We start from the raw sequence: 16,785 nt of genomic DNA, 5'->3' as shown, positions 1-16,785 counted from the left end.
TTCTGTTTTTTTTGTTGGGTTGTTTTTTTTTTTAATAATACACCGCTGTCTGGGCCCATCCGGCGCTTGTGGGGGGGGGGCCGCCCCGCGGGGGGGGGGGGCCCCACGTGTCCCTCCGCCCGCGCGTCGTCGACCCGGGCACGAACCAGGCAGCGGCAGTCCGGAGGTGGAGATGCCGCCCCCGGGCAGCGGACCGGACGCACCCCGGCATGACCCGCGTCATCGCCGACATCTCGGTCTCCCCGGACGGCTTCGTCACCGGCCCCGACCCCGGACCGGACAACGGCCTGGGCACCGGCGGCCCGGCCCCGCACGCAACTCCCGGGAGGCCAGGAGGGGTTCACGTGCGGGGCTCGGATACGGGTGACGGGTGCCGGGGTCAGCCCGCGGCGCAGCCGCCGTTCCGGCAGTCCTGTCAGGAGTCCCAGGGGCCACCCGGAGCCTGCTCGGAGATCCGGGCCGTCCACGACGTGGCGTTCCACATGTGCGCGAGCACCGTCAGCCGCCCGTCCGCCGACTGCGTGACGGAGGAGGGAGTGGCCACCCCCGCCGGGAGCGGGCCGGATCCCAGGTCGTTCCAGGAGCCCCAGACCCCGGGGGCGCTCTGCTCGTTGACGTACAACCGCGGGCTGCCCGAGCCCTGGTAGACCTCGAAGAAGGCCAGCGTGCCGTCCGCCCGCTGGAAGGCCACCGGTGGCCCGAAGAACCTCGGCACGCCCGCCCCGGCGGGGCCGAAGGGCTCGGGCGCCGACCATGGACCGTCCGGGCCGGCCTGGTGGATCCGTACCAGGACCGACGACTGGTATCCGATGGTGAACACCTCCAGGGCGCCGTCGGCGTCCGCGGCGGCGGTGAGCACCAGGTTCTGGAAGTTGAGGCTCATGCCGTTGACCTGGCTCCAGGCGCCGAACGGGCCGCCGGGGGCGGACTGCGTCTGGTACCAGATGGTCTGGCCGGTGGCGTAGTCGGTCGAGAAGACCGCGAACCGCGCCTGGGTGCCGTCGGGACGGGTGACCGTGGTGGACTGGCCCTCGGTGCCCGGGGGAGTTCCGGTGTCCCTCGGCAGGCCCGTCTCCGCGTCCGGTGCGGCGAGCACCGACGCCGGTGCCCCTGTCCGCACCTGCGCCTGCGCGGTCGGTGCGAGGAGGCCCACCGCACTGATGAGTGCGGCGCAGACGGTGGCCGCCGCCGTGAATCGCCGTGGGCTCTTCGGCATCGCTGGTTCCTGCCTTCCGATCGGTCGTCGAGGCCCGGCCGGGCGGGGCGCGGGTTGCCGACCATCCTGCCCGCCAGGGCGACGGGTTCGGGCGCCCGCACCCGGGAATGGCCTGAACACACGGGCCCCACCCCTGCACTGTGGAGTCCACGGCAACCGTCCACTCCTCCCGGCCCACCGCATCGTCGACCTGGACGTGTTCCAGCAGCTGCGCCCAGGTCTCGGATTGTCGCACCCGACGGGTTCAATGGAACCGACGAGACGACCGACGGGAGCACCGCGCATGGAGCCAACCTTCTTCTCAAGTCCTGAGGAGTTCCGGGACTGGCTGGAGGAGCACCATGCGACTGCCTCCGAATGCCGGGTGGGCATGTGGAAGAAGGGAACGGGCAAGCCCACCCTGAGCTGGTCGGAGGCGGTCGACCAGGCCCTGTGCTACGGCTGGATCGACGGCCGGCAGAGCCCGATCGACGACTTCTCCTGGACGATCCGGTTCACCCCGCGCAGGCCGCGCGGCAACTGGAGCCAGGTCAACCTCCGCAAGATCGAGGAGCTGACCGCGCAGGGGCTCATGCGGCCGGCCGGCATCGCGGTGTTCGAAGCCCGTGACCGGGGCCGCGAGGAGAAGCCGGTCTGGGAGTTCGAGGCGGCGCAGCTGGCTCGTTTCCAAGCGGAACCGCGGGCGTGGGAGTGGTTCAGCGGGCAGGCGCCGTCCTACCGCAAGTCGGCGATCCACCATGTGATCAGTGCCAAGCGGGACGAGACCCGGGAGCGGCGGTTGGACCAGCTGATCGCCGACAGCCTGGAGGGGGTGCGGCTCAAGCCGTTCCGGCGCCCCGGAACCTGAGGGCCCGGCAGGCCCGCCGACTCGTGACCAGGCGACTGCCGGAACGGACGAACCCACCCTGTTGAACGGAACTGTTCGCGAAGCCCTGCCTCGTCCGCTTCAAGACGGGTGAAGGTCTCCGCGGGTGCGCGGCCGGCCGTATCGTTCGACGAGGGCGTTGCCGATCGAGGCCAGGTGGTCTCGCACACCCGGAGGGCCGGTCACCTCGACCCATTCGACCAGCCCGGAGAGCTCGCCGGCGAGGATGCACTCGTTGGGGCCGCGGATCACGACCTCGATGCGGCCATCGGCCGTGGAACCTCCCACGTCGAGCCGGTCGCCGAGCGCCATCCGGAGTATGCCTATCCCGTCGGGTGTGCATACCGCCTGGACCTCCAGCGGCGTTCGTTTGCGATCGACCTCTTCGACGATCTCATTCCAGCTCTCGGCAAGGTCGAAGTCCCCGGGTCGGTGCACAGGGTCGCCGGTCGGGTCAGCGGACGACACGCGGTCGATCCGGAAGACCCGTCGGCCGGTCCCGGTGTTGGAGACGAGGTACCACACAGGACCTTTGGCGACGATGCCCAGCGGGTGGACGGTTCTCCGGGTTTCGACGCCTTTGCTGTCGACGTAGCCGAGCGACACCTGGACGCCGCTGATCACCGCGTCCTGGAGTTCGTCGAGGAAGCGCGGCGGCCGGTGCTCGATCCGGCTCGCCCCCCATCGCTGCGGGTCCACGACCAGCGACGCCGCCGCTGCCTCGGCCTGCACCTGGAATGGCTTCGGTAGGGCATGGACGAGCTTGCGCAGGGCTGCCTTCATCGCCGGCGTCGCATCCGAGGCCGGACCGACGGCCAGGAACAGGGCGCGGGCCTCACTGGCGGTCAACCCGGACAGGCCGCCCACGAGGCGCCAGCCGCCACCTCGGCCCTGTACGGAGTACACGGGCACCCCGGCCATGGCCAGGGCGTCGAGGTCGCGGCGGGCGGTGCGCTCGGAGACGTCCAGCTCTCGGGAGACCTCTGCGGCTGTCACCTGCTCGCGCCGTTGGAGCAGGAGGAGTACGGCCACCAGCCGATCGGATCGCATGCTGACAAAAGTCTCATGGAAACCGGTCATGGGGTGACCGGTTTGGGGAGCACGATGGCGACATGGCCTCATCGAGGAGGTCGACCGCCGGCGAACGCCCCAGAGAGGAAATGCAGTGTTCAATCCAGCAGAATTTCCCGAGCCCACCCTCGTCCAGGTCAACGGTGTGGAGCTCGAAGTCTTCGAGGCAGGCCGAGAGAACAAGGGCAAGCCCATCGTGCCCTGCCACGGCTGGCCGGAGCACGCCTTCTCCTGGCGTCACCTGATGCCCGTCCTCGCAGCGACCGGCTACCACGTCATCGCACCGAACCAGCGGGGCTATGGCAACTCATCCCGCCCGACCGAGGTGACGGACTACGACATCGAACACCTGACGTGTGACCTCGTCGCGCTCCTGGACCACTACGGCTACGAGGACGCCACCTTCATCGGCCATGACTGGGGTGCGTTCGTCGTCTGGGGGCTGACCCTGTTGCACCCCGACCGGGTGAACAAGCTGATCAACCTGAGCCTGCCTTACCAGGAGCGCGGAGAAACGCCGTGGATCGAGGTCATGGAGACCTTCCTCGGCGGCGACTTCTATTTCGTCCACTTCAACCGGCAGCCGGGCGTCGCGGACGCCGCATTCGATGCCAACACCTCCCGGTTCCTCCGCAACCTCTACCGGAAGAACGTGCCCCCCGCATCCCCAGAACCGGGCATGGCGTTCATCAACCTCGCCAAGGCGGAAACAGCACTCGGTGAGCCCGTCATGAGCGACAGCGACCTGGCCGTCTACGTCGCCGCGTTCGAGACGTCGGGATTCACCGGCGGCATCAACTGGTACAGGAACCTCGACCGCAACTGGCACCAGCTGGCGGACGCGGACCCGATCATCAAGCAGCCCGCCCTCATGATCTACGGCGACCAGGACTTCGCGATCCTGAGGTTCGAAAGACTGGCAGAGTTCGTGCCCAACGTGGAAGTGGTCGGCCTGGACTGCGGTCACTGGATCCAGGAGGAAATGCCGGAAGAAACCAACCAGGTGATTTCGGAATGGCTGGAGCGGCAGGGCTGGAGCCTGTCCGACAAATGATCACCGAGCGGGTGCATTGCTCGGTCCAAATTGCCTTGCCGTCCTGACGTCGGCCAGTAGGCGTCACCCGTAGGCGTCACGGCCCCGCGTGCGGGCGGCACCGTCAGGGCCGTCCCCGCTCCGCGATGGACCGGGTGACGGCGGCCAGGTGGTGGGAGGTCTCCCAGGCGCGCCGCTGGCTGGGGCCGCCGGGACCGGCCGCGAGGCCGTCGGCCCGGAGGCGGATCTCACCGTCCCCCCAGGACAGTTCGTCGTTCGTCCGACCGCCGAACCAGACCTCGGCCCGGGTGAGTTCGCGGCACAGCCGGAGCGTGTCGATCCCCGCCATGCCGACGGCCCGCACGACGTGCCAGTGCCGCCCGCTGGTGTAGCGCAGGTTGACGGGTGCGGCTCGCACGCGGGCGGGAGCGGGCGGCTCGGGGTGGGTGACGCCGTGGTCGCCGAAGTCGGGCGGTCGGCCTCCGGCCCGTCGGGCGACGCGCTCCCAGAGGTCGAGGTCGTGGCGGCGCAGCGCGGTGAGGACGTGGGGCGTGACGCGGCGCAGGGACGGCGGGAACGCGCCGCCGGCGAGCGCGATGCGCCGCCAGGGCAGTGCGCGGGCCCAGGCCAGGACCTCGGTTGCCCGTGGCACGAGGCCGGTGACCGTGTCGGCGTCGGGGAGGTAGCCGGCGTCGAGCAGCAGGTCGGTGTCCGGCGGCTTGAGCACGACGGCGTCGAGGGTGCGGCGGACGTCCTCGGTCAGTTCCCGGGGGCCGTGGGGCAGGTGGTTGAGGTCGACGCGCAGGCACCCTCCGGCGCCGTGGGCGAGCTGGGCCTGGCGGGTCTCGTCGAGGGAGCCGTCCGGGTCGGTGGTGCGGAAGGCGGGGACGAGCGTGTGGAGCCACTCGCGGAAGGCGTCGCTGAGCCAGCGCATCGCGTGGCCGCGGAAGCCGGTCCCCACGGCGCCGTACTGCCAGAGCTGCCCGCAGTCGACGGTCACGGTGAGGTTGCCGGGCAGGTGGTCCCCGGCGTGGTCGGCGAAGGTCTGCACGACGTCGGCCAGGCGCTGGTCGGGGTGGACTTCGAGGAGCGGGCGGATGCGCGCCTGGACGTCGGCGCTGATGTTGCGAAGGGCGATGAACTCGCCCGCCTTGCCACGCAGGATCGGTACGTACTCCATCGGCATCCCCCTGCTGACGGTGGCGCGTGCGTTACCCGGGGTTACTGTCGCCCCGCCAGTGTGCGACGCCCGCCGCCGTCGCACCAGGGCGCGCACCCGGCGCAGCGGGCGGGCGTTCACCACCGGCGTCCACCGGAGCGCCGGGTCGAGTCCGTGCCGCATGACGAAAGCCGGACGGCCTGCCGGTCGTCGTGTCCGGGCCCCGCCGCCCGGAGCCCGCGTCACCCCTCCTCGGCCTCCCCGAGGGGGCGCAGCAGCTGGTCGAGGCCGAACTCGAAGCGCTCGTCGAACGCGGTGTCCTCCATGTGCCGGGACACCCGGTCGAGCGCGGGGTAGCCTCCGTCGGCGAGTGCGGGGCCGAGGGTGTGCTCCTCGTCGGAGGCGCGGAGGGCCTGTTCCTCCTGGGTCAGGCCGAGCGTCAGGTACTGGATGCTCCAGAACGTCCAGGCGGCCCGGCGTTCGTCGAGTCCGGTGCTGAGCAGGGCCGCCACGACGTGGTCGGCGAAGCCGAGGGTCGCGGGCTCGGCGGCGTAGGTGCCCGCGACGACGGCCGCGCCGTCGCGGTGGGCGAGCAGGCCGCGGCGGTAGCGGCGGGCCAGTTCGCGCACGCGCTCGGCCGGGGCCTCGGGCAGATCGGAGAACCGGACCTCGGCGACGATCGCCTCGGCCATCAGCTCCAGCAGCCGGGCCTTGGTCTTGGCGTGCCAGAGCACGGTGTTCATCCGTACGCCGAGGCGTTCGGCCGTGCCGCGCAGGGACACGGCCTCGGCGCCCTTCTCGTCGAGCAGTTCGAGCGCGGCGTTCACCACGGCGGTCGGGTCGAGCCGGGGCCGCGCGGTGGTCCGGGGTTGATTCTTGGTCACCGACCAAGTGTACTGGAGGAGCCATCGTTGGTCAGTGACCAAGAAAGGGGGCTTCGCCATGTCCGAAGCCACGCACACCCGCACGCACGCCTCCGCCCCCGACACCGCACCGGACGCCACGCACCAGGTCGTCATCGCCGGTGGCGGACCGGTCGGCCTCTGGCTCGCCTGCGAACTGCGGCTCCACAGCGTCGACGTGACCGTGCTGGAGACCCGGGCCGAGCCCGACCCGCACTCCCGCGCCCTCACCGTCCACCCGCGCAGCCTCGAACTGTTCGCCGCCCGGGGGCTGGTGGCGCCGTTCCTCGCCGAAGGCCTGCGGGTGCCCAGCGGACACTTCGCCTCGCTCACCAGCCGGATGGACTTCTCCCGGCTGGACACGCCCTACCCGTTCACCCTCGCCCTGCCGCAGGCCCGCACCGAGGAACTCATCGCCGCCCACGCCGAGGCCGTCGGCGTCCGCCTGCTGCGCGAGCACCGGGTGACCGGGCTGACCCGGCACGAGGACGCGGTGACCGTCGACGTCGACACCCCGGCCGGGCCCCGGCGGCTGCGCGCGGCCTACCTGGTCGGCTGCGACGGCAGCCGCAGCACCGTGCGCAGCGCCGCCGGCATCGGCTTTCCCGGCACCGCCGCCACCCGGTGGGCCTGGATGGCCGACGTCGTCCTCGACGCGCCGCCGGTCGCGCACTCCGTCTCCAACGAGCACGGCACCGTCATGGTCTTCCCGCTGCCCGACGGCCTCCATCGGGTGGTCGGCAACGACGCGCGGAGCGTCCGGGAACGGCCCGAGACCCCCACCGTCGAGGAGCTCCGCACCCGGGTGCGCCGGATCACCGGCACCGACTACGGGATGCGCGACCCGCGCTGGATCTCGACCTTCGGCAACGCCACCCGCCAGGCCGAGCGGTACCGGCACGGCCGGGTCCTACTCGCCGGCGACGCCGCCCACACCCACTTCCCCGCCGGCGGCCCCGGCCTCAACGTCGGCCTCCAGGACGCCGGCAACCTCGGCTGGAAGCTCGCCCAGACCCTCGCCGGCACCGCCCCCGAGGGCCTGCTCGACAGCTACCACGCCGAACGCCACCCGGTCGGCGCCGACCTGCTGCGCAGCACCCGCGCGCAGACCGGCCTGATGACCACCTACACCCCGGAGAACCTCGCCATGCGCGACCTGCTGGGCGAACTCATCGCCGGTGTCCCGGAGTTCTCCGACACCCTGGCCCTGCGCTCCGCCGGGCTCGCCGTCACCTACCCGCCCGCCGACCCGTCCGGCGCCCACCCGCTCACCGGCACCCGCGCCCCCGACCTCGCCGTCCACGGCGGCGGCACGCTGCTGCCCCTGCTGCGCCGCGGCCGCTACGTCCTGCTCGACCTCGCCACCGCCCCCGACGCCCCGTCACCGCTCGCGCCGCTGGCCCACGACGTGACGCCCGGCCTCGACGTCCGCACCGCCCCGCCGGCCGGCCGGCGCCCGGTGGGCCACCGCCCGGCCTGGTCCGGCGTCACCGCCGCCCTCGTCCGGCCCGACGGCCACCTCGCCTGGCTCTCCACCGAGGCCGACCCCCGCGAATCCGCCCGCGACGCGGTCACGGCGACCCTCGCCCGCCGGTAGCCGCCGACCGCGGCCGTACGGGCGCGAACGCGCGGGGCGGTGGTCTTCGCGGAGTTCCCCACCGCGAGGACCACCGCCCCGCGCATCGCGCCACGCGGGTCGATCAACGACCCGCCGGCTCAGACGCCCGCCGCGATCCGGCCGTAGTCGGTCCAACCGCCGTGGCCGTCACCGCCGTTGTTGAGGAAGGCGGTGGTGGGGCCGGTGGTGACGAGGTAGTCGGCATGGGCGTCACCGTTGATGTCGGCCAGCGCCACCGTGGCCTGGTCGGTGGTGAGCCCGGTCGCCGTCCGGCCGTAGTCGGTCCAGCCGCCGTGGCCGTCGCCGCCCTTGTTGAGGAAGGTGGTGATGGAGCCGTCCGGGTTGATGACGTTGTAGTCGGCCCGCCCGTCACCGTCGAGATCGGCGAAGCGGACCCGGCCGCGGTCGGTGGTGAGACCGCCGGCGACCTTGCCGTCGTCGATCCAGCCGCCGTGGCCGTCGCCGCCCCGGTTGAGGAAGGCGCCCACGGCGCCGTCCGGCTGGGTGATGAGGTAGTCGGCGCGGCCGTCGCCGTCGAAGTCGGCGAAGGTGACCTGGGAGGGGTCGGTGGTGAGCCCGCTCGCGACCTGGCCGAGGTCGTTCCAGCCGCCGTGGCCGTCACCGCCCTTGTTCAGGAAGACCCGGACGGACCCGTCACCGTTGATCAGGATGTAGTCCGCGCGGCCGTCGCCGTCGAAGTCGGCGAAGCGGACCCGGCTGCGGTCGCTGGTCATCCCGGTCGTGACCTGCCCCAGGTCGCTCCAGCCGCCGTGGCCGTCACCGCCCTTGTTGAGGAGCACCCGCGCCGAGCCGTCGTCGTTGAGGACGATGTAGTCGGCGCGGCCGTCGCCGTCGAAGTCGGCCCAGCGCACCCGGCCCGCCCCGCCCGACTCCGTACCGGCGTGGTGCACCGGGGCCGGGGCGGCCAGGCCGTCCGTGAAGGCGCGGTCCAGGGCCTGGTCGAAGGTCTGCGCCAGCCGCTGGTAGCCCAGGTCGTCGGGGTGCAGGCCGTCGGCCATCTCGGCCGGGGTCAGCGCGGGCGCGGCGGTGTAGCGGACCTTGCGGCCCTGGGCCTGCTTCGCGAGGACGGCCTGGCTCAGGGCGCTGTTGTAGTCGGCCACCTGGGCGGTCAGGTTCGGTGTGGTCGGGATCAGGCCCATCACGAGGACGGTCACCCCCGGCCGGTCGGCCAGGATCCGGTCGATCAGCGCCGACGTCCGGTCCGCGGCGTGCGCCTTGTCGGTGCCCCGGTCCAGGTCGTTGATGCCGATGTGGAGCAGGACGACGTCCGGCTGGGCGGCGGCCAGCCATCCGTCGACTCCGGCCAGAAGGTCGTTGACCATGGACCCGCTGTGGCCCTCGTTGTCCGGGTCGAGCACCGCGCCGTTGCCGCGCGAGCCCACCAGGTCGACGGTGTAGCGGTTCTGCTGGGCCACCAGGTCGGCGAGCGGTCCGCGGTACCCGGCGTCGGTGGTGCTCCGGTACCCGGCGGTGATCGAGTCGCCGAGCGGCATCACCCGCAGGACCGGGGCGGGCGTCGGTGCGGCGGCGGACGCGGTGGGGGCCACGGCGGCGAGTGCGGCCACTGCGGTCACCGCGGCCATGGCGAGTGTGGTGGTGCGCTTCACGGGGTTCCTTCCCTGTTTCCGGTCGCGGTTCAGGCGCCGGCGGCGATCTGGCCGTAGTCGATCCAGCCGGGGTTGTTCCGGTCGTCTCCGCCGTTGTTGAGGAAGGCGGTGGTCGGACCGGTGGTCACGAGGTAGTCGGCACGGCCGTCACCGTTGATGTCGGCCAGGTCGACGGTGTTCTGGTTGCTGGTCAGGCCCGTGGTGATCTTGGGACGCAGGGTCCAGCCGCCACCGGTGTCACCACCGTGGTTCACGTAGCTGGTGATGGAGCCGTCCGGGTTCACGATGTTGTAGTCCGCGCGCCCGTCACCGTCGATGTCCGCCCACTTGATCCGCGAGGTGTCGGCCGTGACACCACCGGCGACCTTGCCCAGGTCGCTCCAGCTGCCGATCCCGGTGTTGCGGAAGACACCCACCGCACCGTCCGGCTGGGTGATGACGTAGTCGGTGCGGCCGTCGCCGTCGAAGTCGGCGAAGGTGACCTGGGAGGGGTCGGCGGTGAGCCCGCTCGCGACCTGACCCAGGTCGCTCCAACCACCGTGGCCGTCACCACCCTTGTTCAGGAACACCCGCGCCGAACCGTTGTCGTTCAGGATGACGTAGTCCGCACGGCCGTCACCGTCGAAGTCCGCCCAGCGCACCCGACCCGCCCCACCCGACTCCGTACCGGCCGAGGACCCCCGGCCGTCGATCGGCGATACGTAGCCGCTGACGTGCTTCGACCCGTACATCCCGCCGGCGGTGATGGTGCCGCGGGTGACCTGGCTGTTGCCCTGGTTGCCGCCGATGGTGCCGACGGACCCGTCGGAGTTGACCGAGACGACCAGCGAGACGTGCTCCGCGTAGCCGGAGCTGTAGTTGAAGACGGCGGCGTCACCGACGCGGGGGGTCGAGTGCAGACCGGAGCCGTACTGTCCGAAGCTGCCGGCCCCGGAGGTCAGCCCCGAGACGTTGACGCCGTTCTGCGCCCAGACCCAGCGGGCGAAGTCGGCGCACCAGTTCTCGCCGCAGCTGGTGTAGTAGCCGCTACCGCCGGCGCTGTTGGTGTCGCAGGCGCCGTGGCCGAGGTTGGCCTCGGCGGTGCCGACGATGTTCGACCCGACACCGGCGACGGCGATCTGGGCTCCCGCCAGCATGAGGACGGGTGTGACCGCGGCGGTGGCGAACGCGGCGGTGACCAGCGTGCGGGCGGAACGCTTGCGCATGGTGGGTTCTCCTGTTTCGGGCATGGCTGGGACAGGCGTGGTACGGCAGTGGAGGAACGGTCCGCGGGTCGGGCGGTGGCGACGGGCACGGAGACCGGGACCGGTGTTCAGTAGGCGCGGGGCGGGACGGCTGCCCTGCAGGAGCAGCGGTCGTGGGCGCCCGCGGCGGTGCCGGTTAGCGGTGCCGTTTACTGCCAGATCATGTTGTCGTCGTGCACGTCGGCGGCCTCAACGCGGGGGACTGAGGCGGTGGCGTGCCCGGCGACGGACAGGGCGACGGCGGGCAGGGCGGCGGCGACGGCAAGGGTGACGACCGCGGCGGCCTTGGCGAGACGGGTGCGCAGCATGGTGGGGCCCTTCAACGGAGGCGGGGCCGGGTGGGTGGAGCGGCCGGACCGTGCGTCCCGCGGTGCCGCTTCGTCCTGGTGGCCTCGCCGGCCGGTGCTCCCGGCCGGCGACCTCTACCTTCGTCGTGGCCCGAGGCGGACGGAAGGGCTGTCAGGTGGACGGAAACGTCCCCTGCCGGTTTCGTCCAGCGGGGCCGGATCGGGACAGTTCCAGTTCTTGACATCCTCACCCGCCTAAAGGCGAGTGATTCCCGTCTGTCGCACCGTTGCCCGGTGCGGCTTCGGGTGGGTTCCTGCTTCACCGCGCTGTGCCGGAACGCGTTCCGGTCTTACCTGCGCTCCACAGGCTGATACCGCCAGTCCGGCGGCCTTGGCGACGTTGACCGCCGCGTTGACATCCCGGTCCAGGACGGCCCCGCACGCCCTGCACGTCCACTCCCGGACATTGAGGGGTTTGGGGCCGTCCTTGACGCCGCAGTTCGAGCAGACCTGCGAGGTCGGCTCGAAGCGGCCTGTCCGGTGGAAGGCACGCCCGTAGCGGGCGGCCTTGTACTCCAGCATGGTCACGAACGCCGACCACCCGGCGTCGTGCACGGACTTGGCCAGGCGTGTGCGGGCGAGTCCCTTCACCGCCAGGTCCTCCACGGCGACCGCTTGGTTCTCGCGGATCAACCTGGTGGAGAGCCGGTGGTGGAACTCGCGCCGCGCGTCGGCCACCCGTGCGTGCGCACGGGCGACCTTGCCCCGGGCCTTGTCCCGGTTCTTCGATCCCTTCACCTTGCGACTGAGCACCCGCTGTGCCTTCTTGAGCTTCTTCTCGGCGCGGCGCAGGAACTTCGGGCTGTCGATCTTCGTGCCGTCCGAGAGCACGGCGAAGTGGGTCAGTCCGAGGTCGATGCCGACCGTGGCGTCGGTCCCGGGCATCCGCTCACGGTCGGCGGCCGGGTCGGTCCCGACCACGAAGGAGGCGAAGTACCGCCCGGCGGCGTCCTGAATCACGCTCACCGTGGACGGCACCGACGGCAGCGGGCGCGACCACTTCACCCGCAGGTCACCAATCTTCGGCAGGCGCAGCTTCCCGCCGTCGGTGATCCTCCATCCGGCGTTGGCGGTGAAGCGGATCGCCTGCCGGTTGTCCCTGCGGGACTTGAAGCGCGGCGGTCCGGCCTTTGGCCGTTTGCCCTTGATGCCGTCGAAGAAGTTCCGGTACGCGGTGTCCAGGTCCCGCAAGGACTGCTGCAGGATCACCGAGGACACCTCGCCGAGCCAGGCACGCCCGGGGGTCTTCTTCGAGACCGTCAGCCGCTTGGACAGCTCGGCCGACGTGACGAACGGCAACCCGGCAGCGCGGGCGTCCTCGCGGACGCGGAGCGCGTCATTGAATACCACCCGTGCACAACCGAACGACCTTGCCAACAAAGCACGCTGACCAGCGCTCGGGTACACGCGGAAGGCGTACCGAAGCTGCACGATGCCCACCGTAGCAGTTTGGTTCATGGCACCGCGATGGAATCCGAATCCCGATATGCGCACCGGCCGCCATGTCGTCCACAACCTGCACGTCCACCTGGTTTTCGCCACGAAGTACCGGCGCAGGGCCTTCACGGACGCCATGCCGACCCGCTGCGAAGAGATCACGCGGGACGTATGCGCAGACTTCGAGGCCGAGTTGAAGCAGTCCAACGGCGAACAGGACCACGTCCATCTGCTGGTGCACTACCCGCCCGAGATCCAGCTCTCCAAGCTGGTCAACAGCCTCAAGGGCGTCAGTTCCCGAAGGCTCCGACAGCCGTCGCTGCCGACGCGGATGATCGTGGTCGACCGCGCCACCGCCGTCATCCCGGTGAACAGCGACGACACGGCGGCGGCGGCCGTGGTGCTGACCGGCCACGGCACGCTGACGGCCCTGTGTGCCCTGTTCGAGAACGTCTGGGACGCCGCGCGGCCCCTGGTGGGCCCCGCCGTGCGCGACTCCCGGGGCCTCAGCGGCCAGGAGTCGGCCGCCCTGCGGCTGCTCTCCGAGGGGCACACCGACGAGGCGATCGCCAAGCGGCTGGGCGTCTCGCCGCGCACGGCGCGGCGGATCGCCACGGAACTGATGGAGCGGCTCGGCGCCCGCAGCCGGTTCGAGGCCGGTGTGCGCGCAGTCCAGCACGGCTGGCTCCCGGCCCGCGTCTGAACGGCGCTCCCTCGGACGCGGGCCCGCACCCGCCCGGTCAGCGCGGTCAGTCCGGTCAGTCCGGTCAGTCCGGCACCACGTTCGACAGCGGTAGGCCCGCGAAGAAGGCCACCGCCTCCTCCCGCCAGTGCGGGCGCCAGCCCTCGGCCTCGGCGCGGGCCGCCTCGGCGCAGCGGCGCATGTCGGAGCGGAGCCTGCCGTCCACGCCCAGCCTCCGGGCCAGCTCGCGGACGTGCTCCACCGTGTCGTCCGGGCAGTGCGGGTCGCCGAGCGCGGACTCCATCACGGCCCGCTGGGCCTCGTCCGCGGCGGCGAGCAGGGCGCTCACGGCGTAGCTGCGGCGTCCCGCGCGGAGGTCGGCGCCGGTGGACTTGCCGGTGGCGTCCTCGTCGCCGAACAGGTCGAGGTAGTCGTCGCGCAGCTGGCCGCCGATGCCGACCAGGGTCGCGTAGCGGCGCAGCCGTGCGTCGTGGGCGGCCACGTCCTCGCCGGCGGCCAGCAGCCCCAGCCGCAGCGGGGCGAGCACCGAGTACCGGGTGGACTTGTACTCGCAGACGGTGTGCAGGAAGTCCTCGTCCGGGAGCGACCGGAAATCGCGTTCGAGGTCGACGATCTGGCCGGTGACCGTCTCGGCGCCCGCGTTCAGCTGCACCTCCAGCATCGCCTGGCGCAGCTCGGCGGGGACGTCCGCCTCCAGCAGGACCCGCATCGACAGGAAGGCGGCGAGGTCACCGGCCAGGACGGCCAGGCCGAGGGCGGTGCGGTCCGCCGCCGGGAACTCCCGGCGGTAGGCGTAGTAGGTGGAGGGGCCGCCGCGGCGTACGGGCGCGTCGTCGATGATGTCGTCGTGGACGAGCCCGTGCGTCTGGAGCAGTTCGATGCTCAGCGCGGCCTCCGCCAGGCCGGGCACCGGGTCGGTGGTCACCAAGCGGGCGGCCTCGTACAGCAGGGCGACCCGCAGGCGCTTGCCGCCGCGCAGTGAGAGGTCCCGCAGCAGTTCCAGGCAGCGCGGGGTGAAGCGGCTGAGCGGCGGCGTGTCGAGGCGCTCCGGCAGGGCGGCGAAGTAGGCCTCGAAGCGGAGGTCGAACCGGCGCCGGTGTCCGGCGGCTCGTTCGCGGGCGGCTGCCATGATCGTCTCGTTCACGGGGCCCACCCTCGCATCCGTACGGGCGCAGCCGCGCGGCCGGGGTCGGAGTCGGGGTCGGGGCGGGCCCGTGGGCGGACGCCCGTTGCCGGTGGCCTCCGCGCCTTGCCGGCGCATCCGCATCACCGCCTACCGGCGGTCACTTCAGCCGTCTTTCGGCCAACTGTGCGAAAGGTCTGGTCGCCGCCACGGCGCCTCCCTAGAGTGGCCGCAATCTTCCGCAAGTGACCCTTTCTTCACGCTGGTTCACCGGACCTTCACACCGGCGCACCAGCCCCGGGACGTTCAGCGCAGCCTGTTCCCACCATCGAGCCGTCGAGCCGGAAGGGCCGGGTCCATGACGCAGGCGTTCCAGTCCCCCGGCTTCGCCGCGCTCGCGGCCGACCGCGCGGTCGAGACCCGGCTCGTCGAGGAGCGCTGGCAGGCGGTCGCCTGGGACCTGGGGACGGGGCGACGCCGGGTGGTCACCGACCGACCGGAAGGCGTCCACCTCAGCGAGATCGAACCGGACGGCGAGGCCATCTGGTGGTTCGACGCCGACAGCGCCGGGGAGGGGCGGTGGTGGCGCGAGCCGTTCGCGGGCGGAGCGGACGGCACGGGCAGCACGGGCAGCGCGGGCGGCGCGGCGCTGCACGGCGTGCCGCCCGGGCGGGCCTACGGCGTCGCCTTCGACCGGACGGGCGCGCTCGCGGCGGTGGCCGTCGGCGTCGACGGCGCCTCGCACTGCTATGTCGGACCGCCCGCGGGCGAGGCGCGGCTGGTCGGTTCGGCGCCGGGCTACCTGAGCCTGGCCGACCTGTCGCCGGACGGCCGGCTGCTCGCCCTCGGCGGGCGCCCCGACGGGGACGACTCGGTGGTCCTCTGGCCGACGGACATCCAGCCGGACGCCCAGCACGACACCCCGGTGGACGGTCCGCTGCGGCTCGCCGGGAACCGCCGACTGCGGCTCTGGCCGATCGAGTTCAACCCGCTCGCGGTGCACGAACCGGAGCTGCTCCTGGTGGCCGAGGAGGACGAGCGGTACATCGTCGCGACCTGGCGGGCGAGCACGGGGCTGCGAAGACATCCGGGGCTCTCCTTCGACTCGCAGATCTCGGCCGGCTGGTACCAGGGGCCGCGCGGGGTGCTGATCCAGCACGAGCGGGCCGGGCGGAGCCGGCTCCTCCTCGCCGACCTCGACCCGCCGCCGGGACAGGAGGCGACGCGCGTACAGACGCACGTACAGGCACACGCACAGTCGCACGCACAGCCGCGCGTACAGGAGATCAGCACCCCCGGCGGCACCATCCACGACCTGTCCTGCGCCCCGGACGGCACCCTGCACTGCGTCTGGAGCCGGGAGTCGACCCCGCCCCGCCCGCTGGTCCTGCGCCCCGGCACGGCGACGGCCGACCACCCCGACCCGGACGACGGCGACACCTCCCGCACCCGGCGCTGGACGCCCCGGCCGTACGGGCGGATCCACAGCCTCGTCAGCACCCCGGCCGGCCCCGGCCCGTGGCCGACCCTCTTCCTGGTCCACGGCGGCCCCGCCACCCACGACCGGGACTCCTACGACCCGCGGGTGAACGCCCTGGTCGACCGCGGCTACGCGGTGGTGCGCACCAACTACCGCGGCTCCACCGGCTACGGCGCCCGCTGGCAGCACGAGTACGGCCACCGGGTCGGCCTGGCGCAGATCGAGGACCTGGCCGCCGTCCGCGCGGAGCTGGTCGCCGACGGTACGGCGCTCGCGGAGCGTACCGGCCTGTGCGGCTTCTCCTGGGGCGGCTACCTGGCCCTGCTGGCGATGGGCGCGCAGCCGGAGCTGTGGTCGCTCGGCATGGCCGCGCAGCCGATCGCGGACTACCCCGCCACGTACCGCACCACCACCCCCGCACTGCGCGAGCTCGACCGGCAGCTCTTCGGCGGCACCCCGGACGAGGTGCCCGAACGCTACCGAGCCGCCGACCCGCGGACGTACGTGCACCAGGTCCGCTCGCCCGTCCTGCTGGTCGCCTCGCGGACCGACGAGCGGTGCCCGCCCGACCAGGTCGCCCGGTACGCCGCGGACCTGCGGCGGCTGGCGGTGCCGCACGAGCTGCTCTGGGTGGACGGCGGCCACTACAGCCGCCGGACCGCCGACCACCGATCGGTGCTGGCCGCGATGGTCCGGTTCGCCGAACACGCCTGGCCGCCACCGCTCCCCCGGCCACCCCGGGGCGACCGCCCCGGGGTTCCCGCCGATTCGATGGAAGGAGGTGAACAGCCATGAAGCGACGCAGCATCCAGAACGACCCGATCAGCACCCCGGAGCGTGACCGGGGCGCCGTGGTGGTCCAGAACTTCGCGCTCGACATCACCAAGGCCGCGCCGGTCGCGCCTGCCCTGAAGGGGCAGCCGAAGCCGAAGCCGGAAGCGAAGAAGTGACCCCCCGTC

15 protein-coding genes and 2 pseudogenes are annotated in these 16,785 nt (G+C 72.2%); 8 read left to right on the top strand and 9 right to left on the bottom strand.

Features of this window, described 5'->3' with window-relative positions:
• Positions 1–209: 209 nt before the first annotated feature.
• Positions 210–314 (top strand): annotated as a pseudogene (locus ACFCY1_RS00790) (dihydrofolate reductase); the annotation flags it as partial.
• Positions 315–415: 101 nt separating this feature from the next.
• Here ACFCY1_RS00790 and ACFCY1_RS00785 read toward each other — a convergent pair.
• Positions 416–1,216, bottom strand: coding sequence for a hypothetical protein (locus ACFCY1_RS00785; protein ID WP_375873149.1), 801 nt, complete (start codon positions 1,214–1,216; stop codon positions 416–418).
• Positions 1,217–1,499: 283 nt separating this feature from the next.
• Here ACFCY1_RS00785 and ACFCY1_RS00780 point away from each other — a divergent pair, with 283 nt between their 5' ends.
• A complete protein-coding gene (locus ACFCY1_RS00780; RefSeq protein WP_049651705.1) occupies positions 1,500–2,063 on the top strand; it encodes a YdeI family protein in 564 nt (187 codons plus the stop codon).
• Positions 2,064–2,162: 99 nt separating this feature from the next.
• Here ACFCY1_RS00780 and ACFCY1_RS00775 read toward each other — a convergent pair whose 3' ends face one another.
• Positions 2,163–3,131, bottom strand: a complete 969-nt coding sequence (locus ACFCY1_RS00775) for a helix-turn-helix transcriptional regulator (protein WP_375873144.1) — start codon at positions 3,129–3,131, stop codon at positions 2,163–2,165.
• A gap of 115 nt (positions 3,132–3,246) precedes the next feature.
• Between ACFCY1_RS00775 and ACFCY1_RS00770 the strand changes: the two genes are divergently transcribed.
• A complete protein-coding gene (locus ACFCY1_RS00770; RefSeq protein WP_375873019.1) occupies positions 3,247–4,206 on the top strand; it encodes an alpha/beta fold hydrolase in 960 nt (319 codons plus the stop codon).
• A gap of 103 nt (positions 4,207–4,309) precedes the next feature.
• On the opposite strand, the gene ACFCY1_RS00765 is transcribed toward ACFCY1_RS00770, so the two are convergent.
• Both ACFCY1_RS00765 and ACFCY1_RS00760 read right to left on the bottom strand, forming a co-directional pair.
• Entirely contained in the window at positions 4,310–5,365 is a 1,056-nt protein-coding gene (locus ACFCY1_RS00765) for a beta family protein (protein ID WP_049651707.1), read from the bottom strand.
• A gap of 221 nt (positions 5,366–5,586) precedes the next feature.
• Entirely contained in the window at positions 5,587–6,228 is a 642-nt protein-coding gene (locus tag ACFCY1_RS00760) for a TetR/AcrR family transcriptional regulator C-terminal domain-containing protein (RefSeq protein ID WP_375873018.1), read from the bottom strand.
• 58 nt (positions 6,229–6,286) lie between these two features.
• Here ACFCY1_RS00760 and ACFCY1_RS00755 point away from each other — a divergent pair, with 58 nt between their 5' ends.
• Positions 6,287–7,843: an FAD-dependent monooxygenase gene (locus ACFCY1_RS00755; protein ID WP_375873017.1), complete on the top strand. Its 1,557-nt coding sequence runs from the start codon at positions 6,287–6,289 to the stop codon at positions 7,841–7,843.
• 119 nt (positions 7,844–7,962) lie between these two features.
• Here ACFCY1_RS00755 and ACFCY1_RS00750 read toward each other — a convergent pair whose 3' ends face one another.
• From ACFCY1_RS00750 to ACFCY1_RS00735, 4 genes are all read right to left on the bottom strand, one after another.
• A complete protein-coding gene (locus ACFCY1_RS00750; RefSeq protein ID WP_375873016.1) occupies positions 7,963–9,492 on the bottom strand; it encodes an FG-GAP-like repeat-containing protein in 1,530 nt (509 codons plus the stop codon).
• 29 nt (positions 9,493–9,521) lie between these two features.
• A complete protein-coding gene (locus tag ACFCY1_RS00745; RefSeq protein ID WP_375873015.1) occupies positions 9,522–10,697 on the bottom strand; it encodes an FG-GAP-like repeat-containing protein in 1,176 nt (391 codons plus the stop codon).
• 188 nt (positions 10,698–10,885) lie between these two features.
• Entirely contained in the window at positions 10,886–11,044 is a 159-nt protein-coding gene (locus ACFCY1_RS00740; protein WP_375873014.1) for a hypothetical protein, read from the bottom strand.
• Between the two features lie 234 nt (positions 11,045–11,278).
• The gene (locus ACFCY1_RS00735) at positions 11,279–12,514 is read right to left on the bottom strand and encodes an RNA-guided endonuclease InsQ/TnpB family protein (RefSeq protein WP_375873143.1); all 1,236 of its coding nucleotides are present in this window, start codon (positions 12,512–12,514) and stop codon (positions 11,279–11,281) included.
• 25 nt (positions 12,515–12,539) lie between these two features.
• Between ACFCY1_RS00735 and tnpA the strand changes: the two are divergent.
• Both tnpA and ACFCY1_RS00725 read left to right on the top strand, forming a co-directional pair.
• Positions 12,540–12,830 (top strand): annotated as a pseudogene (tnpA, locus tag ACFCY1_RS00730) (IS200/IS605 family transposase); the annotation flags it as partial.
• Positions 12,831–12,851: 21 nt separating this feature from the next.
• Positions 12,852–13,223 (top strand): LuxR C-terminal-related transcriptional regulator, encoded by a 372-nt coding sequence (locus ACFCY1_RS00725; RefSeq protein WP_375873142.1) that lies wholly within the window; start codon positions 12,852–12,854, stop codon positions 13,221–13,223.
• A gap of 64 nt (positions 13,224–13,287) precedes the next feature.
• Here the strand turns inward: ACFCY1_RS00725 and ACFCY1_RS00720 are convergent, their stop codons facing one another.
• The gene (locus ACFCY1_RS00720) at positions 13,288–14,352 is read right to left on the bottom strand and encodes a polyprenyl synthetase family protein (RefSeq protein ID WP_375873141.1); all 1,065 of its coding nucleotides are present in this window, start codon (positions 14,350–14,352) and stop codon (positions 13,288–13,290) included.
• Positions 14,353–14,704: 352 nt separating this feature from the next.
• Between ACFCY1_RS00720 and ACFCY1_RS00715 the strand changes: the two genes are divergently transcribed.
• Together ACFCY1_RS00715 and ACFCY1_RS00710 are read left to right on the top strand one after the other, a co-directional pair.
• Positions 14,705–16,621 (top strand): alpha/beta hydrolase family protein, encoded by a 1,917-nt coding sequence (locus ACFCY1_RS00715; protein WP_375873013.1) that lies wholly within the window; start codon positions 14,705–14,707, stop codon positions 16,619–16,621.
• Positions 16,618–16,776 (top strand): hypothetical protein, encoded by a 159-nt coding sequence (locus ACFCY1_RS00710; protein WP_181970410.1) that lies wholly within the window; start codon positions 16,618–16,620, stop codon positions 16,774–16,776. Before ACFCY1_RS00715 ends, ACFCY1_RS00710 begins: the two co-directional genes overlap by 4 nt.
• Positions 16,777–16,785: the final 9 nt, after the last annotated feature.

This window comes from Kitasatospora sp. NPDC056273 (assembly GCF_042268845.1).
GTDB lineage: Bacteria > Actinomycetota > Actinomycetes > Streptomycetales > Streptomycetaceae > Kitasatospora.
The sequence above is the reverse complement of the archived record's forward strand: the minus strand, read 5'-3'. Positions and strand labels throughout refer to the sequence as shown.